Origin of the sequence: Pseudomonas fluorescens (assembly GCF_004683905.1) — a bacterium.
In the GTDB taxonomy this organism is placed as follows: domain Bacteria; phylum Pseudomonadota; class Gammaproteobacteria; order Pseudomonadales; family Pseudomonadaceae; genus Aquipseudomonas; species Aquipseudomonas putida_A.
Genome location: NZ_CP038438.1, coordinates 4,375,337 through 4,395,051, shown reverse-complemented (window position 1 = coordinate 4,395,051; position 19,715 = coordinate 4,375,337). Strand labels below are relative to the sequence as shown.

Genomic DNA, 19,715 nt, shown 5'->3' with positions numbered 1-19,715 from the left:
CCGGGCTGCCGGAAACGGCGTTCGGCACACACGACTTCTCACGGTCGGTGTCAGGTGCGTCGGGAGTGGTTGGCCATTCCCGTGTCCAGCGATGTCAGGCCAATTGGGCCGATATCGCGACGTACGCGTCCTGCTTGCTGTGGCTACTTAAGCACTCAGTCAGGAGGAGGAATCAACCAGCGGCTGTGGACGAGATGAAGCGTCTTGATAAAGCCTATTGCTACACAGTCCGGCGGTTGTGCATCTCCACCCTACACGTATCCCTGATAATTCGGGTGCTGCCGCGCGCAGAATCCGCAGCGGGTTGGCATTTACCGTGAGCTCCGAAAGGGGAGGTCACGCATCATGGCTAATTCAGGCGATGTTTCCGAAGCCTTCGCTCGGGGTCATCTGCAGCTGACTGCACTTTGTGAACTGGCCTCGAATATTTGCCTGTCAGGCGAGTGAAAACTCTGCTCGACGGTGTAATTCAGGCCTCATGTCACCTGCGCTTGTTACAACTGCAAACTCCACCGTTACGTAGCGAAAGCCCCGTAGGACGGCCTCGCGTCCTGGTGAATTGCGTTGGTCAGGGCCGGTTTTTGACCGTGGTTCCGCTGTCCAGGCCGCTTTTGGCGGCGTTCGCGACTATAGCAGCAATGATTAAGTGCTTCAATTCCATAAAAATTGTTATCATCCGCGGCATGACAACTACTGCCCCTTCGACTCCAGGCGTTCAACTGCTTGAAGTCTCGCCGGAGTATGCCGGCCAACGAATCGACAATTTCCTCCTTGCCCGGCTCAAAGGCGTGCCCAAGACCTTGATTTACCGCATTTTGCGTAAAGGCGAAGTGCGCGTGAACAAGGGGCGGATCAAGCCCGAATACAAGCTGCAGGCCGGCGATATCGTGCGCGTGCCGCCGGTTCGCGTGCCTGAGCGCGACGAACCGGTGCCATTGGCTCAAGGCCTGTTACAGCGCCTGGAAGCCTCGATTGTCTACGAAGACAAAGCCCTGATCGTGATCAACAAGCCCGCCGGCATTGCGGTTCACGGCGGCAGCGGCTTGAATTACGGGGTGATCGAAGCCTTTCGTCAGTTGCGCCCCGATGCCAAGGAACTGGAGCTGGTTCACCGTCTCGACCGTGACACTTCCGGCCTGCTGATGATCGCCAAGAAGCGCAGCATGTTGCGCCACTTGCACGCCGCCTTGCGCGGTGACGGTGTCGACAAGCGTTACATGGCGCTGGTTCGCGGCAATTGGGCGACCTCGATCAAACAAGTCCGTGCGGCGCTGGGCAAGAGCAATCTGCGCTCCGGCGAGCGCATGGTCGAGGTCGACGAGGAGGAGGGCAAGGAGTCGGTGACCGTGTTCAAGGTCCTGCGTCGTTTCGGCGACTTTGCCACTCTGATCGAAGCCAAGCCGATCACCGGTCGCACGCATCAGATCCGCGTCCATACGTTGCACGCCGGGCACTGCATTGCCGGCGACACCAAGTACGGCGATGACGGTTTCAGCAAGGAGATCCGTGATCTGGGCGGCAAGCGTCTGTTCCTGCACGCCTACATGCTGACCGTGCCGCTGCCCGATGGCGGCGAGCTCAAGTTGCAGGCGCCAGTGGATGAAATGTGGGCCAAGACCGTGGAGCGATTGAGTGCGCCCATCTGATTACAAACTGCTGATTTTCGATTGGGACGGCACCCTCGCTGATTCCATTGGTCGGATTGTCGAAGCGATGCATTCTGCGTCCGCGCGTTCCGGTTTCGAGTTGCGTGATGATTTTGCCGTCAAGGGCATCATCGGTCTGGGCTTGCCCGAGGCGATCCGCACCTTGTACCCGGACATCAGCGATGCCGAGATGACACTGTTTCGCGAGTATTACGCCGACCACTACATCGCGGCAGAAGCCGTGCCTTCGCCGCTGTTCGAAGGCGTAGTGGAGTCGATGGCGTCGTTTCGCGAGCAGGGCTACCACCTGGCGGTCGCGACCGGCAAGAATCGTCGTGGACTGGATCGGGTGCTCAAGGCCAATGGCTGGGAAGATTATTTCGATATCACCCGCGCCGCCGACGAGACTGCGAGCAAGCCGCATCCGCTGATGCTCGAGCAGATTCTCGCGCATTGTCGCGTGCGGCCCGAGCAGGCGCTGATGGTCGGCGATTCGTCCTTCGATCTGCTGATGGCGCGTAATGCGGGCATGGCGTCGGTGGCGGTCAGCTACGGCGCGCAGTCGATCGAGTCGCTGCAGCAGTTCGAACCGCGCCTGTCGATCGACCGTTTTAGTGAATTGCACGCCTGGCTGGGGCAGCAGGCTTAATACGTTTTTGCTGGGGTACAGCGCATGACCGACGAATGGAAAGCACCGGCCAAGGCAAGTGCCGACGACGGTGACGAGAAAAGCTGGAAGCTGCTGGAAAAGACTTTGCTGGCCAGTGTGCAGGAGCAGCGTCGCTCGCGGCGTTGGGGGATTTTCTTCAAGCTGCTGACGTTTGTTTATCTGTTTGTCGCGCTGATCCTGTTCACGCCGCTGATGGACATGGAAAAGAGCGCCACCCGTGGCCCGAACTACACCGCGCTGATCGATGTCACCGGCATGATTGCCGACAAGGAGCCTGCGAGCGCTGACAACATCGTCGGCAGCCTGCGTGCGGCCTTCGAGGACAAGAAGGTCAAGGGTGTGATCCTGCGGATCAACAGTCCTGGCGGCAGTCCGGTGCAGTCGGGTTATGTGTATGACGAGATCAAGCGTCTGCGCGGTCTGCACCCGGATACCAAGGTGTACGCGGTGATTTCCGATCTCGGTGCGTCCGGTGCCTATTACATCGCCAGTGCTGCGGATCAGATCTATGCCGACAAGGCCAGTCTGGTCGGCTCCATTGGTGTAACGGCGGCCGGTTATGGGTTTGTCGGCACCATGGACAAGCTCGGCGTCGAGCGTCGCACTTATACCTCGGGCGAGCACAAATCGTTTCTGGATCCGTTCCAGCCGCAGAAGCCTGACGAAACCGCATTCTGGCAGACCGTGCTGGATACCACGCACAAGCAGTTCATCAACAGTGTCAAACAGGGTCGTGGCGATCGCCTGAAGGACAAGGAGCATCCGGAACTGTTCTCCGGGCTGGTCTGGTCCGGCGAGCAGGCGCTGCCATTGGGCTTGATCGATGGCCTGGGCAATGCCAGTTCCGTGGCGCGGGATGTGATCGGCGAGAAAGAGCTGGTGGATTTCACTGTGCAGGAATCGCCGTTCGACCGCTTCTCGAAGAAGCTCGGTGCCAGCGTGGCTGAGCAGTTGGCGATGTGGATGGGGTTCCACGGGCCTTCGTTGCGTTAAGCCTGGTGCAGTGTTGAAAAGAAGCCGGCCTCAATGGCCGGTTTTTTGTGCGTTAAGGGATTTGCACGCCCTCGGCCAGCAGCATGTCGATCAGGCGAATCAGCGGCAGGCCGATGAGGCTGGTGGCGTCAGGCCCTTCGGTGGATTGGAACAGGCTCACGCCCAAACCTTCGGCCTTGAAGCTGCCGGCGCAGTCGTAGGGCTGCTCCAGGCGCAGGTAGCGTTCAATTCGCGCCTCGTCGAGCTGACGCATGTGCACGGTAAATGGCACGCAGTCGACCTGGCAGTGGCCTGTCTGGCTGTTGAGCAGGGCCAGGCCGGTGAGGAAGGTCACGCTGGCGCCGCTGGCGGCGAGTAGTTGCTCGCGAGCCTTGTCGAAGGTGTGTGGCTTGCCGATGATCCGATCACCGAGCACTGCGACCTGGTCCGAGCCAATAATCAGATGAGCGGGATGGCTCGCGGCGAGTGCGCGGGCTTTCTGTTCGGCGAGGCGCTTGACCAGTTCGATGGCGGATTCGCCCGGCTGGTGGCTTTCGTCGATATCCGGCGAGCTGCAGACGAACGGCAGGTGCAGGCGGGCGAGTAATTCCCGGCGATAAGTCGAGCTTGAGGCGAGTAATAAAGGCAGCATTGGCGTCTCCTGAGGCAGGTGCGAATTCTAGCGGAGGCACGCAAGTGACGGACAGGGCACAATTTCCTTTGACATGGGTGGGTGCATCCCTATAATGCTGCGCCTATGTTGAATGACCCGATTCCACCTCACGTTGACCCGCGCAAATTGGCTGACCGTGGCACCACCCTTCAAGGTGAACTGCTGCTGGCCGATTTGAAGAGACTCTGCGACCCGCTTTCCGACGATGTCGGTACGGTGCAGGCCAAATTCGTTTTTGAACGAGATGAACGTAAATCTGTGGTGATCCACAGCTTTATCGACACCGAAGTCAAAATGGTTTGCCAGCGTTGTCTTGAGCTGGTCACCCTGCCGATCCACAGCGAATGCAGTTACGCTGTAGTGAAGGAGGGTGCGAATACCCAGTCGTTACCGAAAGGTTATGACGTGCTGGAACTGGGCGAAGATCCATTGGATCTGCAGTCACTGATCGAGGAGGAGCTTCTGCTCGCCTTGCCCATTGTGCCTGCTCATCATCCGGAAGAATGCCAGCAGCCGGCGGGAGCAGATGAACCCGAACCGAGCGAGGACGAGGTAACGCGGTCCAACCCGTTCAGTGTATTGGCGCAGTTAAAGCGTGACCCAAACGTTTAGGAGTTAATCAATTATGGCTGTTCAGCAGAACAAAAAATCCCGCTCTGCCCGTGACATGCGCCGTTCGCACGACGCTCTCGAGGCTAGCACCCTGTCTGTAGAAAAAACCACTGGTGAAGTTCACCTGCGTCACCACGTATCGCCAGAAGGCGTATACCGTGGCCGTAAAGTGATCGACAAGGGCGCTGACGAGTAATCACTTGTCCGCTCAAGTCATCGCGATTGACGCAATGGGCGGGGACTTCGGTCCCCGCAGCATTGTTCAGGCCAGCCTTGCTTGCCTTTCTGCTACGCCCTCGCTGCACCTGACCCTCGTCGGTCAACCCTCCCTACTTGAAGAACTGATCAACGGCCAATCGGCTGCCGATCGCGCGCGCCTGACGATTGTCCCGGCGTCTGAAGTCATCACCATGGACGAAAAGCCGACCCAGGCCTTGCGTGGCAAGCCGGACTCGTCGATGCGTGTCGCCCTTGAACTGGTGCGTGATGGCAAGGCTCAGGCCTGTGTCAGTGCCGGCAATACCGGGGCGTTGATGGCGCTGTCGCGATTTGTGCTCAAGACCTTGCCGGGGATTGATCGGCCGGCGATGGTGGCGGCGATTCCGACGCAGAAGGGTTATTGCCAGTTGCTCGACCTGGGCGCCAACGTCGATTGCAGCGCCGAGCATCTATTGCAGTTCGCGGTAATGGGCTCGGTGGCGGCGCAGACGCTGGGCATCGCCCGGCCGCGTGTCGCGTTGCTGAATATCGGCACCGAGGACATCAAGGGCAATCAGCAGGTCAAGCTGGCGGCGACCTTGTTGCAGGCGGCGCGCGGCATTAACTACATCGGTTTTGTCGAGGGCGATGGTCTTTATCGCGGCGAGGCAGATGTGGTGGTCTGCGACGGGTTTGTCGGCAATATCCTGCTCAAGTCCAGCGAGGGCCTGGCGACGATGATCGCTGCGCGCATCGAGGCCTTGTTCAGGAAAAACTTTGCTTCCCGCGTGGTAGGTGCTTTGGCCCTGCCATTGATGAAGCGCCTGCAGGCGGATCTCGCACCGGCGCGACATAACGGCGCAAGCTTCCTCGGCTTGCAGGGTATCGTGGTGAAAAGTCACGGTTCGGCCGGGGTTCAGGGTTTTCAGAGTGCAATTCAGCGCGCGCTGATCGAGATTCAGGAGAACCTGCCCGAACGCCTCCACGGTCGTTTGGAGGATCTGTTGTCTTAGGCGTTTTCGTCGGACAATGCTTAAATGTGACCGCCCGGTTCAAAGGGCCATCCAACTGTCAGTTTCTTGCGTCCCCCAGTGGGGCGTCATTTTCGACGACAAGATCATTAGGGGCTTGTTACATGTCTGCTTCCCTCGCATTCGTCTTTCCAGGACAGGGTTCGCAGTCCCTCGGCATGCTGGCCGAGCTGGGCGCGGAATATCCGTTGATCCTCGAAACCTTCAAAGAAGCCTCCGCTGCTCTGGGCTATGACCTGTGGGCACTGACCCAGCAGGGCCCGGAAGAGCTGCTCAATCAAACCGACAAAACCCAACCGGCCATTCTGACCGCTTCGATCGCCCTGTGGCGTCTGTGGCTGGCTGAAGGTGGCGCGCGTCCGGCATTTGTTGCCGGTCACAGCCTGGGTGAATACAGCGCACTGGTTGCTGCCGGCAGCCTGAGCCTGGCTGACGCGGTGAAGCTCGTCGAGCGCCGTGGCCAGCTGATGCAGGAAGCCGTTCCGGCCGGGCAGGGCGGCATGGCGGCCATTCTCGGTCTGGAAGATGCCGACGTGCTGGCAGCCTGTGCCGAAGCGGCGCAGGGCGAAGTGGTCAGCGCGGTGAACTTCAACTCGCCGGGTCAGGTAGTGATTGCCGGCGCCAAGGCTGCGGTTGAGCGTGCCATCGAGGGCTGCAAGGCCCGTGGCGCCAAGCGTGCCATGCCGTTGCCGGTGAGCGTGCCGTCGCATTGCGAACTGATGCGTCCGGCTGCCGAGCGCTTTGCCGAATCCATCGCCGCCATCGACTGGCAGGCGCCGCAGATCCCGGTCGTACAGAACGTCAGCGCGCAAGTGCCGGCCGATCTGGAAACCCTCAAGCGTGATCTGCTTGAACAGCTGTACAAGCCCGTTCGTTGGGTTGAATCGGTTCAGACCCTGGCTGCCAAAGGCGCGACCAATCTGATCGAATGCGGCCCGGGCAAAGTGCTGGCCGGTCTGAACAAACGTTGCGCCGAAGGCGTTTCGACCTCCAATCTCAACACCCCAGACGCTTTCGTTGCCGCCCGTGCAGCGCAGGCCTGAATCAGGAGAAACTTGCATGAGTCTGCAAGGTAAAGTTGCACTGGTCACCGGTGCAAGCCGCGGTATCGGCCAGGCTATCGCACTGGAACTGGGTCGTCAGGGCGCCATCGTCGTTGGCACCGCGACCTCCGCAAAGGGTGCCGAGGCGATCGCTGCCACGCTCAAGGAGCACGGCATTCAAGGTACCGGCCTGGAGCTGAACGTCACCAGCGACGAATCCGTTGCCGCCGTGATCGCGAGCATTCAGGAGCAGTTCGGCGCGCCGGCGATTCTGGTCAATAATGCCGGCATCACCCGCGATAACCTGATGATGCGCATGAAAGACGATGAATGGTACGACGTGATCGATACCAACCTGAACAGTCTGTATCGCCTGTCCAAGGGCGTTTTGCGTGGCATGACCAAGGCGCGCTGGGGCCGAATTATCAGTATTGGCTCGGTGGTGGGTGCCATGGGCAACGCAGGCCAAGTAAACTATGCAGCCGCCAAGGCCGGTCTGGAAGGTTTCAGCCGTGCGATGGCGCGTGAAGTCGGTTCGCGTTCGATTACGGTCAACTCGGTAACCCCAGGGTTCATCGACACCGATATGACCCGCGAACTGCCGGAAGCACAGCGTGAAGCCTTGCAGACGCAGATTCCGCTGGGCCGTCTGGGACAAGCTCAAGAGATCGCCTCGGTGGTCGCTTTTCTTGCATCCGACGGTGCGGCATACGTCACTGGGGCTACAATCCCGGTGAACGGTGGGATGTACATGTAAGTAAAATGTGACGGATTGCTTCAAAAAAATGTCATACGAGCTGTCTAAAATCCGTTATAAAGCTGCAATCTATTTATAGGCAGAGGGCCGCAGGGTTTGAGGAGTGAAGCTTTCAGTTGAAAAGCTGAAAAGCCTTTCTATACACTTACCCACTGGCCAGCTGCCTGAATTTGTCCATTAGGAGTGAAAACAAGGTATGAGCACCATCGAAGAGCGCGTCAAGAAAATCGTTGCCGAGCAACTGGGCGTTAAAGAAGAAGAAGTGGTCAACACTGCTTCCTTCGTTGAAGACCTGGGTGCCGACTCCCTTGACACCGTTGAGCTGGTGATGGCTCTGGAAGAGGAATTCGAGACCGAAATCCCTGACGAAGAAGCTGAGAAGATCACTACTGTACAAGCTGCAATCGACTACGTTACTAGCCACCAGGCGTAATAGTTTGTAATCGTTGTCTGCTGTCATGGAAAAACCGCACTGCCATCATGGCGTGCGGTTTTTTCTTTAGGCCTGATGCAAAGTCGTCATTTGAAAAAGGAGAGTGCTGTGTCGCGTAGACGCGTCGTAGTCACCGGTATGGGTATGTTGTCGCCACTGGGCACGGATGTGCCGAGCAGTTGGCAGGGCATTCTGGCTGGCCGCAGTGGCATTGGTCTGATCGAACACACCGACCTTTCTGCCTATTCCACCCGTTTTGGCGGCTCGGTAAAGGGCTTCAATGTCGAGGAATACCTGTCGGTCAAGGAAGCACGCAAGCTCGACCTGTTCATTCAGTACGGTCTGGCCGCGGGTTTTCAGGCTGTTCGCAACGCCGGTCTGGAAGTCACCGACGCCAACCGTGAGCGCATTGGCGTGGCCATGGGCTCGGGCATCGGCGGTCTGACCAACATCGAAGAAACCAGCCGTACCCTGCATGAGACGGGCCCGCGTCGAATTTCGCCATTCTTCGTGCCAGGCTCGATCATCAATATGATTTCCGGTTTTCTGTCCATCCACCTGGGTGCACAGGGGCCGAACTACGCCATTTCCACTGCCTGTACCACCGGTACGCACTGCATTGGCATGGCCGCGCGCAACATCATGTACGACGAAGCCGACGTAATGATCGCCGGTGGTGCCGAGATGGCCGCGTGCGGTCTGGGCATGGGCGGCTTCGGCGCGTCCCGTGCGCTGTCGACCCGCAACGACGAGCCGACTCGCGCCAGTCGTCCATGGGACAAGGGCCGTGATGGCTTCGTGCTGTCTGACGGTGCCGGTGCGCTGGTACTCGAAGAACTCGAGCACGCCAAGGCCCGTGGCGCCACGATCTACGCCGAGCTGATCGGCTTCGGCACCAGTGGCGATGCGTTCCACATGACGTCGCCACCCGCTGATGGCGCTGGTGCAGCGCGCTGCATCACCAATGCGCTGCGCGATGCGAAGATCAACATCGACCAGGTGCAGTACATCAACGCCCACGGTACTTCGACCCCGGCCGGCGACCTTGCCGAAGCCAACGCGATCAAGACCGTGTTCGGTGATCACGCCTACAACCTGGCGGTCAGCTCCACCAAGTCCATGACCGGTCACCTGCTGGGTGCGGCGGGCGCGGTCGAGGCGATCTTCAGTGTGCTGGCGATCAACAGCCAGGTGGCACCGCCGACCATCAACCTCGATGAGCCGGATGAAGGCTGCGATCTCGATTTCGTGCCGCACACTGCGCGCAACATGGACATCGACGTCGTACTGTCCAACTCCTTCGGGTTTGGCGGCACCAACGGCACGTTGGCATTCCGCCGGTTCGCCGGTTGATGGACAGCTGGGTCGACGGTCAACCGGCTGACGCTCTGTCGCTGAAAGATCGCGGCCTGGCTTACGGTGATGGTCTGTTCGAGACCATTGCCGTGCACGGCGGCCAGCCGGTATTGCTGGATCGTCACCTGACGCGTTTGGCCGAGGGCTGCTCGCGTCTGGCCATCGCCGCGGATATCGAGCGGGTTCGCAGCGAGCTACTGGCTTATGCCGCGGCAATGGGCGAGGGCGTGCTCAAGCTCATTCTCACCCGTGGTGACGGCTTGCGTGGCTACGCACCCGATCCTGCGGCACAGGGTCGACGCATTCTGCAAGGCAATCCGCCTGCGGCTTATCCTGCCGTGCATGGCGAGCAGGGCGTGCGCCTGTTTCCCTGCGTCACGCGGTTATCCAACCAGCCGTTGCTGGCCGGTCTCAAGCATCTGAATCGTCTGGAGCAAGTGCTCGCCCGTGCCGAATGGCGCGACAGCGAACACGCCGAAGGCTTGATGCTCGATCAGGCCGGGCGCGTCATCGAAGGCGTGTTCAGCAACCTGTTTCTGGTGCGCGACGGCGTACTGATCACCCCGGATCTGAAGCGCTGTGGCGTGGCCGGTGTGATGCGTGCTGAAATATTGTTTCAGGCCGAGTCATTGGCCATCCCCATCCAAATCACCGACATCAGCCTCGAACAGCTGCAATGGGCTGATGAAGTCTTTATCTGCAACAGCGTGTATGGCGTCTGGCCGGTACGGGCCTACGCTGCACTGAGCTGGCCGGTTGGCCCGCTCACCCGTAAACTGCAAACCATTGCCCGTGCGCTACTGGATGCCTGATTCGTGAGACGTAAACTCTTGCTGCTGCTGGAAACCGGACTGGTTCTGGCAGGGCTGCTGATGGGCGCCAGCGCCTGGAAAATTCATTCGGCGCTGGAACAGCCCCTGAATATCACGCAGGAAGAACTGCTGGATGTGCCGAAGGGCTCGACGCCGACCCGTACCTTTCTTGAACTTGAAACCGATGGGGTCATCAAGGACGCCTTCTGGTTGCGCATCTACTGGCGCTTCAATCTGGCCGGCACACCGATCCATACCGGCGAATATCGCATGCAGCCGGGCATGACTGTCAACGGTCTGATCGACTTGTGGAAGCGTGGCGAAGTGGTGCAGTACAGCCTGACGCTGGTCGAGGGCTGGAATTTCCACCAGGTCCGTGCCGCGCTGGCAAAAGACGAAAAGATCGAGCAGACCCTCAAGGGCTTGAGCGACAGCGAAGTGATGGAGAAAATCGGCCATCGCGGGCTGTTCCCGGAAGGGCGATTCTTCCCGGATACCTACCGCTTTGTGCGCGGTGTTTCCGACGTCGAATTGCTGAAGAAAGCCTTCGACCGCCTCGACGAGGTGTTGGCCAAGGAGTGGGAGAACCGCTCCGCTGATGCGCCGTACAGCGAGCCATATCAGGCGCTGATCATGGCCTCGCTGGTAGAGAAGGAAACCGGTGTGCCGCAGGAGCGTGGGCAGATTGCCGGCGTGTTCGTGCGTCGCATGGCGCTGGGCATGCAGTTGCAGACCGACCCGACCGTGATCTACGGCCTGGGCGATCGCTACACCGGCAAGTTGACCCGTGCTCATCTCAAGGAGCCGACGCCCTACAACACCTATGTGATTCCCGGATTGCCGCCGACGCCGATTGCCATGGTCGGTCGCGAGGCGATTCATGCCGCGCTCAATCCGGTGGAAGGTAACAGTCTGTATTTTGTCGCCCGTGGCGATGGTAGCCATGTGTTCTCCGATGATCTGGATGCGCACAACAGCGCGGTGCGCGAGTTCCAGCTCAAGCGCCGCGCCGATTACCGCTCCAGCCCGGCCCCGGCAAATACGCCGACCGCTCCGGCTACTGCGACCGAGGAGGCGACTCCTGCGGCATCTCCTGATACCGCGCCTGAAGCGCTGCCACAGGTTCCCGCTCAGGAACCCGCGCCGACGCCGGCTCCTGCTGCCGAACCCGCGACGACCGCACCGCAGAACGCGCAATGACTTTGATTAAGGACTGCCTGTGACTGGCTTGTTTATTACCCTGGAAGGCCCGGAAGGCGCCGGCAAGAGCACCAACCGCGAATACCTCGCCGAGCGCCTGCGCGCCGAAGGTGTCGAAGTAGTGCTGACCCGCGAACCCGGGGGTACGCCACTCGCCGAGCGCATTCGCGATGTGCTGCTGGCCCCGGCCGATGAAGTCATGAACCCCGATACCGAGCTGTTGCTGGTGTTCGCCGCGCGCGCCCAGCATCTGGCCGAAGTGATCCGTCCGGCGCTGGCTCGCGGCGCGGTGGTGCTGTGCGATCGTTTCACCGACTCGACTTACGCCTATCAGGGCGGCGGTCGTGGTTTGTCAATGGAACGCATTGCTGCGCTGGAGACGTTCGTTCAGGGCGACCTGCGTCCGGATCTGACGCTGATTTTCGATCTGCCGGTGGAAATCGGCCTGGCCCGCGCCACTGCCCGTGGTCGTCTGGATCGATTTGAACTGGAAGGACGGGCGTTTTTCGAAGCGGTACGCAATGCGTTTCTGCAACGCGCCGAGGCTGATCCGGCGCGCTATGTGCGCATCGATGCCGGTCAGTCATTGGTCAAGGTTCAGCAAGCGCTGGATACCCTGATACCGAACTTGCTGGAGCTGATTCGTGGCTGAGGCCTATCCATGGCAGGACAGCCTCTGGCAGCAACTGGCCGGACGTAGCCAGCACGCCCACGCGTACTTGCTGCACGGCCCGGCCGGGATCGGCAAGCGCGCGTTGGCCGAGCGCCTGATGGCCAGCCTGCTCTGTCAGCGTCCTACGCCGGAAGCGTGCGGTGAGTGCAAATCCTGCCTGTTGCTCAAGGCCGGCAGCCATCCGGACAATTACATCCTTGAGCCGGAAGAAGCCGACAAGGCGATCAAGGTCGACCAGGTCCGCGATCTAGTCAGTTTCGTGGTGCAGACTGCACAACTGGGCGGGCGCAAGGTGGTGCTGATCGAGCCGGTGGAGTCGATGAACATCAACGCCGCCAACGCCTTGCTCAAGAGCCTCGAAGAGCCGTCCGGCGATACCGTGTTGTTGCTGGTCAGCCACCAGCCGAGCCGTTTGCTGCCGACAATCAAGAGCCGCTGCGTGCAGCAGGCATGTCCGCTGCCGGGCGAGGCCATGAGCCTGCAGTGGCTGGCGCAAGCGCTGCCGGAGTGTTCCGAAGAGGAACGCGTCGAATTGCTGACGCTAGCGGCTGGTTCGCCGTTGGCGGCAGTCAGCCTGCAATCCCAGGGCGTGCGTGAACAGCGGGCACAGGTGGTCGAAGGGGTGAAGAAGCTGCTCAAGCAGCAGCAATCGCCGACGCAACTGGCCGAAGAGTGGAAAAGCATTCCGATGCTGCGCCTGTTCGACTGGTTCTGCGACTGGTCGAGCCTGATCCTGCGCTACCAACTGACCCAGGATGAAGCCGGTCTCGGTCTGACCGATATGCGCAAAGTCGTGCAGTACCTGGCGCAAAAAAGCGCCCAAGGCAAAGTCCTCGATATACAGGACTGGATTCTCGCCCAGCGGCAGAAAGTCCTGAGCAAAGCCAACCTCAACCCGGCACTGCTGCTGGAAGCGTTGTTGGTGCAATGGGCGGGATTGCCTGGTCAAAGATAAGAATGTGTACCTAGACTCTGAACATCAGCAGTGGAGGTCAACATGAATGAAGCCATCAGCCCCGGGCCGCGCAACGGCATCCTGTCCCTGACCATCAAGGACAAATCGGTGCTTTACGCCGCCTACATGCCGTTCATCAAGAACGGTGGCCTGTTCATCCCGACCAACAAGAGTTACAAGTTGGGCGACGAGGTGTTCATGCTGCTGAACTTGATGGACGAGGCGGAGAAGATTCCGGTGGCCGGCAAGGTCGCCTGGATCACCCCCAAAGGCGCTCAGGGTAACCGCGCAGCCGGCGTCGGCGTGCAATTCAATGAAGGCGACAACACCGCCCGCAGTCGCATCGAAACCCATCTGGCCGGAGCACTGAAATCCGACCGTCCCACTCATACGATGTAAGTAGCCGTCTTTTTTATGCTCGTAGATTCCCATTGTCACCTTGATCGCCTCGACCTCGCCGCCCATGACGGTTCGCTGGATGCTGCACTCGATGCGGCTCGCCAGCGCGGGGTAGGGCACTTCCTGTGTATCGGCGTGAGTGCCGATAACGCCTCCGACGTCAAAGCCCTCGCCGAGCGCTACGACGACGTCGATTGCTCGGTTGGTGTGCACCCATTGGATGTGCAACCGGGCGCGGCGCCGGCGCTGGACTGGCTGCTGCACGAGCTCAATCACCCGAAAGTGGTGGCGATCGGTGAAACCGGTCTGGATTATCACTACGAACCGGAAGCCGCCGAGCTGCAGCAGGAATCTTTCCGCCTGCATCTGCAAGCCGCACAGCAGACCGGCAAACCGGTGATCATCCACACCCGTGGCGCCCGCGCCGATACCCTCGAGCTACTGCGTGAAGCGGCGTTGCTCCAGGCCGGTGTGCTGCATTGCTTCACCGAAGACTGGGACATGGCCAAAGCCGCGCTGGACATGGGCTATTACATTTCCCTGTCGGGCATCGTCACCTTCCGCAACGCCGACGCCCTACGCGACGTGGCGAGCAAGGTGCCGGCCGATCGCTTGCTGGTGGAGACCGACTCGCCGTATCTGGCGCCGATCCCTTATCGTGGCAAACCGAATCTGCCGCAGTACGTGCGTGAGGTGGCTGAGTTTCTGGCGATGCTGCGTGGGGAGAGCTACGAGCGGTTTGCCGAGCAGACCACCGAGAACTTCAAGCGCCTGTTTCCGCTGGCCTCTGTCAAATCTGCCATGTAGGTCATCGCCAAATCGCAGGCAAAAAAAACCCGGGTTCTGGGGGGTGAATCCGGGTTAAGACCATTAGGAGTAAAACAAAGGCACGCGGTCCCTTGGTACCTTTACCGGCACGGCACTTGGGGGAGATGCCGCCCGACAGTTCAAGTATTGATCAGTCTGGCGTTCAGTCCAGTTAGCCGGTCGGGGTTTTTAAACAAATTTGGAATACGTGCGCTTCAGTTGAGTTCTCATTGCACCCCTGGCGTTCGCAAAATGAACAAGAAACGCAGATATGGTCGGATGATCCGTGCATTTTTGTGCAAGTTAGGCATAATACGCGGCTTCGAATTTTGACCCCTACAGACCTTTTCTTATGCACAAAGAACCTCGTAAGGTCCGTGAGTTTCGTCGCCGCGAGCAAGAAATTCTCGATACCGCGCTCAAGCTGTTCCTCGAACAAGGTGAAGACAGCGTCACCGTCGAGATGATTGCTGATGCCGTGGGTATCGGCAAAGGCACGATCTACAAGCATTTCAAATCCAAGGCCGAGATCTATCTGCGCCTGATGCTCGATTACGAGCGTGATTTGAACGAGCTGCTGCATTCGGCCGATGTCGACAAGGACAAGGAAGCGCTGTCCCGTGCCTACTTCGAATTCCGCATGCGCGACCCGCAGCGCTACCGCCTGTTCGACCGTCTCGAAGAGAAGGTGGTAAAAGGCAATCAGGTGCCGGAAATGGTCGAGGAGCTGCACAAGATCCGTGCCTCGAACTTCGAACGCCTGACCCTGCTCATCAAGGGCCGGATCAGCGAAGGCAAGCTCGAAGACGTGCCGCCGTATTTCCACTACTGCGCGTCCTGGGCGCTGGTGCACGGCGCGGTGGCGCTGTATCACTCGCCGTTCTGGAGCAATGTGCTGGAAGATCAGGAAGGTTTCTTCCAGTTCCTGATGGACATCGGCGTGCGCATGGGCAACAAGCGCAAGCGCGACCCGGAAACACCGAGCAGCTGAATCATTCAGCGGCCTTATTGCGCCATGATTTCGCTACATGACGCAGTACCGCAGGAATATACTCAGGCATAGGGCTTGCTAAAACTTGATTTGTGAGTCAAGTTTTAGCGGCTCGAAATTCTATCGCCGGAGTGATCATGATCGTTGACCGTCAAGGCAGGCGTTTTCGCAATTTGCGCATCAGCCTGACTTCAGCCTGCAATTACGCCTGTACCTACTGCGTGCCCAACGGCAAGCGGCTGGTGGCTGCGCAGGATGAACTGTCGGCCGAGGCCATGGCCCGCGGCGTGGCTTATCTGATCGAAGCCGCCGGCATCGAGCGCTTGCGCATCACCGGTGGCGAGCCGCTGGTCAGCCCCAAACTCGAATCTTTCATGAGCGCTGTCGGCAAGATGGGGCTGGAAGACATCAGCCTGACCACCAACGGTCAACTCCTGGCGAAAAAACTTCCGCTACTGGTGGATGCCGGTCTGCGCCGGATCAACGTATCCCTCGATACCCTGGATGCCGGCGCGTTCCGCAGCATTGCCCGTGGCGGCGATCTGGCGACCGTGCTCGATGGCATGGACCAAGCGAAAGCGGCGGGACTGAAGATCAAGGTCAACATGGTGCCGTTGCGTGGGCAGAACCTGGATCAGGTGATGCCGCTGCTCGATTACTGCCTGGAACGGGGCTATGAATTGCGTTTCATCGAGTTGATGCGCATGGGCCACCTCGCCACCGACTCCAACGCCTTCCTGCAACAGTTCGTCAGCCTGCAGCAACTGCTGAGCCTGATCGGCGAGCGCTACGAGTACGCCCAGGCCGATGCGCCGGTGGATGCCACGGCCGTGCGCTATGCGATCCCGGGCCGCGGCCATTTCGGCGTGATCGCCAACGAAAGCGTGCCGTTCTGCCGAACCTGTTCGCGCTTGCGTCTGTCGTCGACCGGTTGGCTGCATGGCTGCCTGTCGTCGAGCAACCGCCACTATGTCGGTGATCTGCTCGACAAGCCGCGTCATCAGGCATTGCCGGCGCTGCAGCGTCTTCTGGTCAAGGCGCTGGGCGACAAGCAGGAAGTGGCGTTCTCCGGTGGTGCGACCGTCATGAAGATTATCGGCGGCTGAACAACCGCTTTCGCGAGCAAGCTCGCTCCCACATTTCGAATGCATTCTCCTGTGGGAGCGAGCTTGCTCGCGAATACGATCTTACAATCAACGAATTTCCTGAGCTGGCGCAAAAGCTGCATCCAACGGCCATTCGCCGGTTTTCCGTCACCGGCTTCTGGAGGATGAGGATGCGTAGCCTGGTTTTGCTGCTGGCCGTTTTGGCGCTTGGCGGCTGTATGACTGTCAGCGATATGGCCGAAGGCACTCGCTATCAGATGAGCGACGCGGGGCTGCTGGATCACAGCGACAGCCGTCGGGTGAACAACTTCCGCATTCAGCCGGATTCGTTCATCTACATCGCTCAGGGCGCATTTGCACCGCCGGGTGGCTCCTATCCGCGCCCGAACGTGGTGGCCGAAGAAGCGTTCAAGGGTTTTGTCGAATACTTCCCGATGGTCCGCCGCGCCCGTGCCCCGGAAGGCCTCGATCAAGCGATGGGCGAAGCCCGCGATGCCGGCGCCCACTACCTGCTGTACACCCGTTTCGCCAAGGCTGACGACCGTATCGGCAACTCTGACGAATGGCTCGATCAGGAAGCCGTGGATCGCCTCGGCATCGATGGCGGGGTGATTCAGATCATGTTGATCGAGACCAGCACCCAGTATTTGATTGATACTGCACGCATCAAGAGTCGTGGCGGTTTACTGACGTTCCACGATAACAAGCCGGAAGACCTGATCGGCCCGCCGCTGGCGCAATACGCGCGCAGCCTGCTGGGAGTCGGCGACCAATAAACCAAGGAGTACGCCATGAGTGGACCGCAAAAAGCCAATGACCTGTTGGGACAGATCCCCAAAACCAAAGGCCTGCCGCCGGTGCACTTGTGGAACCCGGACTTCTGCGGCGACATCGATATGCGCATCGCCCGCGACGGCACCTGGTATTACCTGGGTACGCCGATCGGGCGCAAGCCGATGGTCAAGCTGTTCTCCACCATCATCCGCCGCGACGGCGATGATTATTTCCTGATTACCCCGGTCGAGAAGGTCGGGATCAAAGTCGACGATGCGCCGTTCGTGGCGATTGCCGTGGAAGCCGAAGGCGAGGGCGAAGCGCAGGTCTTGCGTTTCACTACCAACGTTGAAGAGACTGCTGAGGCCGGGCCGGAACATCCGATCCGCGTCGAGATCGACCCGGTGACTCAGGAACCCGCGCCTTACGTGCACGTGCGCACCAACCTCGAAGCGTTGATTCACCGCAATGTGTTTTACCAACTGGTGGAACTGGCGGTCAGTCGTGAGATCGATGGGCAGCGCTGGTTGGGCGTATGGAGTGGCGGCGAGTTTTTCCGGATCGGCCTCGAGCCCTGACAATGAATCAAATGTGGGAGGGGGCTTGCTCCCGAAGGCGGTGTGACAGTCACCCTATGTATTGACTGCTGCACTGCCTTCGGGAGCAAGCCCCCTCCCACATTGATTGATGGACAACCTGAAAATCTGATTTGACACCCAATCATATGATCATTAGCGTGGACACCCATCGCCAACTGCTTTGAGGTCTCCATGTCCAGCAGCTTTCATGCGTCAACGGTCGATTGGCTGGGCAGTTGGATTGCCGCTGGCCAGGTCAAACCGGGGCAGGCGATCAAGGTCGAGGCGGATCTGGGCGAGCAGTTAGGTGTCAGCCGCACGGTGATTCGCGAAGCGATCAAGACCCTCGTCGCCAAAGGCATGCTCGAAGTCGGGCCTAAGGTTGGCACTCGCGTGTTACCGGTACGGCGCTGGAACCTGTTCGATCCGCAAGTCGTCGGCTGGCTCTCACGCAACGGCCTGCCGGAAAACTTTGTTGATGACCTGCTCGACCTGCGCCGCACCATCGAACCGATGGCCGTGCGCTGGGCCTGCGAGCGCGCCAGCCTGGAGCAGATTCACGCGGTGCAACTGGCCTACAACGCGCTGGAACGGGCGGTCGACAGCGGCATTGATTACAACCGTGCCGACCAGGCCTTCCACGAATGCATTCTGGCCGCCAGCCACAACCAGTTCATCGAGCAAATGGTCCCGGCCCTCGGCGCCTTGCTCGCCGTGTCGTTTGAAGTCTCCGCTGCCGACCCCGATGAACTACGGCGCACATTGCCGATCCACAAAGACATGGCCGATGCCATTGCTGCCCGTGACTCAGCGCGCGGGGTCTGGGCCTGCATGACCTTGATCGACAACGCCGACCTGGCGATCAAACGCTTTTACCCGCAGGTGATGGCCGACAAAAAAGCCAGCTGAGAACACAAATCCCCCTGTAGGAGTGAGCCTGCTCGCGATAGCGGTGGGTCAGTCACAATCGTCGTCACTGACCCACCGCTATCGCGAGCAGGCTCACTCCTACAGTTAGAACAACAACATGAAGGATTCAATATGCCGTTGACCGCCGTAACCCAACACCGCGCCAGGCTCGGTGAAGGGCCATTCTGGGACGCCCCGACCCAGGCGCTGTACTGGGTCGATATCGCTGGCAAGCAGGCGCTGCGGCTGATCGGCAACAACGTGCAGATCTGGCAGATGCCCGAGCACGTTTCCGCGTTCATCCCCTGTGCCAGCGGCGATGCGCTGGTGACCCTGAGCAGCGGCGTCTATCGTCTGGATCTCGATTCCCCGGGCCTCGAACCACGCCTGACTTTGTTCTGCATCGCCGACCCGCAACCCGGCAATCGGCCCAACGAAGCACGCTGCGACGCCCAAGGCCGACTGTGGCTCGGCACCATGCAGAACAACATCGGTGACAACGGCGAAGACCTGCCGATCGAGCGTCGTTCCGGTGGCTTATTCCGCATTGACCCCGACCAGCGTGTCACGCCATTGCTGCTGGGTCTCGGCATTCCCAACACGCTGCTGTGGAGCGACGACGGCACCACGCTGCTGTTCGGCGACAGCCTCGACGGGGCGCTCAATCGCTATTTCATTCACACCGACGGCAATCTGGATAACGCCGAGATCTGGTATGGCCCTGACCAGAATGGTGGCCCGGACGGATCGGCAGTCGACGCCGAGGGCTATGTCTGGAACGCCCGTTGGGACGGCAGCTGCCTGCTGCGCCTTACGCCGGACGGCAAGGTCGACCGCAAAATCGATCTGCCTGTCAGCCGGCCAACCAGTTGCGTATTCGGCGGCGAAGACCTGAAAACCCTGTACATCACCAGCGCCCAGAGTCCGCGCAACCATCCACTGGATGGCGCAGTCCTGTCGATGAGGGTCGATGTGCCGGGCAAACTCTGCACGCGGTTTGCAGGCTGAATCCCAAAATATGGGATGCAAAATTATATATTGAGATTATTTGGCAGTCGGGTTTATAGTCGGCTCCAGCAGTAACACGCACTCACACTTAAAAAGAACAAAACAGGTGAAG

Annotated in this window: 23 protein-coding genes; 22 read left to right on the top strand and 1 reads right to left on the bottom strand. The window is 59.8% G+C overall.

Annotation, left to right across the window (positions count from 1 at the left end; translation table 11 throughout):
• The first annotated feature begins 683 nt into the window (after window positions 1-683).
• From rluC to sppA, 3 genes are read left to right on the top strand one after another with little or no spacing between them, the layout of a single operon-like run.
• Window positions 684-1,646 (top strand): 23S rRNA pseudouridine(955/2504/2580) synthase RluC, encoded by a 963-nt coding sequence (gene rluC / locus E4T63_RS20205; RefSeq protein ID WP_007950779.1) that lies wholly within the window; start codon window positions 684-686, stop codon window positions 1,644-1,646.
• The gene (locus E4T63_RS20200) at window positions 1,633-2,295 is read left to right on the top strand and encodes an HAD-IA family hydrolase (protein ID WP_027612351.1); all 663 of its coding nucleotides are present in this window, start codon (window positions 1,633-1,635) and stop codon (window positions 2,293-2,295) included. Before rluC ends, E4T63_RS20200 begins: the two co-directional genes overlap by 14 nt.
• Before the next feature lie 24 nt (window positions 2,296-2,319).
• Window positions 2,320-3,309, top strand: a complete 990-nt coding sequence (sppA, locus tag E4T63_RS20195) for a signal peptide peptidase SppA (protein ID WP_027612352.1) — start codon at window positions 2,320-2,322, stop codon at window positions 3,307-3,309.
• Between the two features lie 52 nt (window positions 3,310-3,361).
• Here sppA and E4T63_RS20190 read toward each other — a convergent pair whose 3' ends face one another.
• Complete coding sequence (locus tag E4T63_RS20190) at window positions 3,362-3,940, bottom strand: Maf family protein (RefSeq protein WP_096794880.1); 579 nt, start codon at window positions 3,938-3,940, stop codon at window positions 3,362-3,364.
• 105 nt (window positions 3,941-4,045) lie between these two features.
• Here E4T63_RS20190 and E4T63_RS20185 point away from each other — a divergent pair, with 105 nt between their 5' ends.
• The 19 genes from E4T63_RS20185 to E4T63_RS20095 all read left to right on the top strand — a co-directional run bounded on the left by E4T63_RS20185 (window position 4,046) and on the right by E4T63_RS20095 (window position 19,603).
• Window positions 4,046-4,573, top strand: coding sequence for a YceD family protein (locus E4T63_RS20185; protein ID WP_003204262.1), 528 nt, complete (start codon window positions 4,046-4,048; stop codon window positions 4,571-4,573).
• Between the two features lie 13 nt (window positions 4,574-4,586).
• On the top strand, window positions 4,587-4,769 hold the full coding sequence (gene rpmF / locus E4T63_RS20180) for a 50S ribosomal protein L32 (RefSeq protein WP_003179396.1): 183 nt from the start codon (window positions 4,587-4,589) through the stop codon (window positions 4,767-4,769).
• Window positions 4,770-4,773: 4 nt separating this feature from the next.
• Entirely contained in the window at window positions 4,774-5,784 is a 1,011-nt protein-coding gene (plsX, locus tag E4T63_RS20175; RefSeq protein ID WP_080963300.1) for a phosphate acyltransferase PlsX, read from the top strand.
• A gap of 122 nt (window positions 5,785-5,906) precedes the next feature.
• Window positions 5,907-6,845, top strand: coding sequence for an ACP S-malonyltransferase (gene fabD / locus E4T63_RS20170; protein WP_098965023.1), 939 nt, complete (start codon window positions 5,907-5,909; stop codon window positions 6,843-6,845).
• Between the two features lie 16 nt (window positions 6,846-6,861).
• Window positions 6,862-7,602, top strand: coding sequence for a 3-oxoacyl-ACP reductase FabG (gene fabG, locus E4T63_RS20165; RefSeq protein WP_027612356.1), 741 nt, complete (start codon window positions 6,862-6,864; stop codon window positions 7,600-7,602).
• A 196-nt stretch (window positions 7,603-7,798) separates the two neighbouring features.
• Window positions 7,799-8,035, top strand: coding sequence for an acyl carrier protein (gene acpP / locus E4T63_RS20160; RefSeq protein WP_003175607.1), 237 nt, complete (start codon window positions 7,799-7,801; stop codon window positions 8,033-8,035).
• Between the two features lie 108 nt (window positions 8,036-8,143).
• Entirely contained in the window at window positions 8,144-9,388 is a 1,245-nt protein-coding gene (gene fabF / locus E4T63_RS20155) for a beta-ketoacyl-ACP synthase II (RefSeq protein WP_003227039.1), read from the top strand.
• Window positions 9,388-10,203: an aminodeoxychorismate lyase gene (gene pabC / locus E4T63_RS20150; RefSeq protein ID WP_134787073.1), complete on the top strand. Its 816-nt coding sequence runs from the start codon at window positions 9,388-9,390 to the stop codon at window positions 10,201-10,203. Before fabF ends, pabC begins: the two co-directional genes overlap by 1 nt.
• A 3-nt stretch (window positions 10,204-10,206) precedes the next feature.
• Window positions 10,207-11,403 carry an endolytic transglycosylase MltG gene (gene mltG / locus E4T63_RS20145; protein ID WP_135296333.1) on the top strand — a complete coding sequence of 399 codons (1,197 nt, stop codon included), beginning with the start codon at window positions 10,207-10,209 and terminating at the stop codon, window positions 11,401-11,403.
• A 19-nt stretch (window positions 11,404-11,422) separates the two neighbouring features.
• A complete protein-coding gene (gene tmk / locus E4T63_RS20140; RefSeq protein WP_135296332.1) occupies window positions 11,423-12,055 on the top strand; it encodes a dTMP kinase in 633 nt (210 codons plus the stop codon).
• Complete coding sequence (locus E4T63_RS20135; RefSeq protein WP_098965017.1) at window positions 12,048-13,031, top strand: DNA polymerase III subunit delta'; 984 nt, start codon at window positions 12,048-12,050, stop codon at window positions 13,029-13,031. The genes tmk and E4T63_RS20135 overlap by 8 nt, the downstream gene beginning before the upstream one ends.
• A 42-nt stretch (window positions 13,032-13,073) precedes the next feature.
• A complete protein-coding gene (locus E4T63_RS20130; protein WP_027612362.1) occupies window positions 13,074-13,430 on the top strand; it encodes a PilZ domain-containing protein in 357 nt (118 codons plus the stop codon).
• A 15-nt stretch (window positions 13,431-13,445) separates the two neighbouring features.
• Window positions 13,446-14,237, top strand: coding sequence for a TatD family hydrolase (locus E4T63_RS20125; RefSeq protein ID WP_135296331.1), 792 nt, complete (start codon window positions 13,446-13,448; stop codon window positions 14,235-14,237).
• 352 nt (window positions 14,238-14,589) lie between these two features.
• Entirely contained in the window at window positions 14,590-15,228 is a 639-nt protein-coding gene (locus E4T63_RS20120; protein ID WP_007950805.1) for a TetR/AcrR family transcriptional regulator, read from the top strand.
• A gap of 137 nt (window positions 15,229-15,365) precedes the next feature.
• Window positions 15,366-16,334 carry a GTP 3',8-cyclase MoaA gene (locus E4T63_RS20115; protein ID WP_098965014.1) on the top strand — a complete coding sequence of 323 codons (969 nt, stop codon included), beginning with the start codon at window positions 15,366-15,368 and terminating at the stop codon, window positions 16,332-16,334.
• Window positions 16,335-16,504: 170 nt separating this feature from the next.
• Window positions 16,505-17,110: a DUF4823 domain-containing protein gene (locus E4T63_RS20110; protein WP_007967613.1), complete on the top strand. Its 606-nt coding sequence runs from the start codon at window positions 16,505-16,507 to the stop codon at window positions 17,108-17,110.
• Window positions 17,111-17,125: 15 nt separating this feature from the next.
• On the top strand, window positions 17,126-17,686 hold the full coding sequence (locus E4T63_RS20105) for a DUF1285 domain-containing protein (protein ID WP_097088448.1): 561 nt from the start codon (window positions 17,126-17,128) through the stop codon (window positions 17,684-17,686).
• 192 nt (window positions 17,687-17,878) lie between these two features.
• A complete protein-coding gene (locus E4T63_RS20100; protein WP_047598787.1) occupies window positions 17,879-18,595 on the top strand; it encodes a FadR/GntR family transcriptional regulator in 717 nt (238 codons plus the stop codon).
• A 132-nt stretch (window positions 18,596-18,727) separates the two neighbouring features.
• Complete coding sequence (locus E4T63_RS20095; RefSeq protein WP_135296330.1) at window positions 18,728-19,603, top strand: SMP-30/gluconolactonase/LRE family protein; 876 nt, start codon at window positions 18,728-18,730, stop codon at window positions 19,601-19,603.
• The last annotated feature ends 112 nt before the right edge of the window (window positions 19,604-19,715 follow it).

Coding starts and splice junctions, on each gene's coding strand:
- rluC (WP_007950779.1), top strand. CDS start 684: ATGACAACTACTGCCCCTTCGACTCCAGGCGTTCAACTGCTTGAAGTC.
- sppA (WP_027612352.1), top strand. CDS start 2,320: ATGACCGACGAATGGAAAGCACCGGCCAAGGCAAGTGCCGACGACGGT.
- E4T63_RS20190 (WP_096794880.1), bottom strand. CDS start 3,940: ATGCTGCCTTTATTACTCGCCTCAAGCTCGACTTATCGCCGGGAATTA.
- E4T63_RS20185 (WP_003204262.1), top strand. CDS start 4,046: ATGTTGAATGACCCGATTCCACCTCACGTTGACCCGCGCAAATTGGCT.
- rpmF (WP_003179396.1), top strand. CDS start 4,587: ATGGCTGTTCAGCAGAACAAAAAATCCCGCTCTGCCCGTGACATGCGC.
- fabD (WP_098965023.1), top strand. CDS start 5,907: ATGTCTGCTTCCCTCGCATTCGTCTTTCCAGGACAGGGTTCGCAGTCC.
- fabG (WP_027612356.1), top strand. CDS start 6,862: ATGAGTCTGCAAGGTAAAGTTGCACTGGTCACCGGTGCAAGCCGCGGT.
- acpP (WP_003175607.1), top strand. CDS start 7,799: ATGAGCACCATCGAAGAGCGCGTCAAGAAAATCGTTGCCGAGCAACTG.
- pabC (WP_134787073.1), top strand. CDS start 9,388: ATGGACAGCTGGGTCGACGGTCAACCGGCTGACGCTCTGTCGCTGAAA.
- E4T63_RS20130 (WP_027612362.1), top strand. CDS start 13,074: ATGAATGAAGCCATCAGCCCCGGGCCGCGCAACGGCATCCTGTCCCTG.
- E4T63_RS20125 (WP_135296331.1), top strand. CDS start 13,446: ATGCTCGTAGATTCCCATTGTCACCTTGATCGCCTCGACCTCGCCGCC.
- E4T63_RS20120 (WP_007950805.1), top strand. CDS start 14,590: ATGCACAAAGAACCTCGTAAGGTCCGTGAGTTTCGTCGCCGCGAGCAA.
- E4T63_RS20115 (WP_098965014.1), top strand. CDS start 15,366: ATGATCGTTGACCGTCAAGGCAGGCGTTTTCGCAATTTGCGCATCAGC.
- E4T63_RS20110 (WP_007967613.1), top strand. CDS start 16,505: ATGCGTAGCCTGGTTTTGCTGCTGGCCGTTTTGGCGCTTGGCGGCTGT.
- E4T63_RS20105 (WP_097088448.1), top strand. CDS start 17,126: ATGAGTGGACCGCAAAAAGCCAATGACCTGTTGGGACAGATCCCCAAA.
- E4T63_RS20100 (WP_047598787.1), top strand. CDS start 17,879: ATGTCCAGCAGCTTTCATGCGTCAACGGTCGATTGGCTGGGCAGTTGG.
- E4T63_RS20095 (WP_135296330.1), top strand. CDS start 18,728: ATGCCGTTGACCGCCGTAACCCAACACCGCGCCAGGCTCGGTGAAGGG.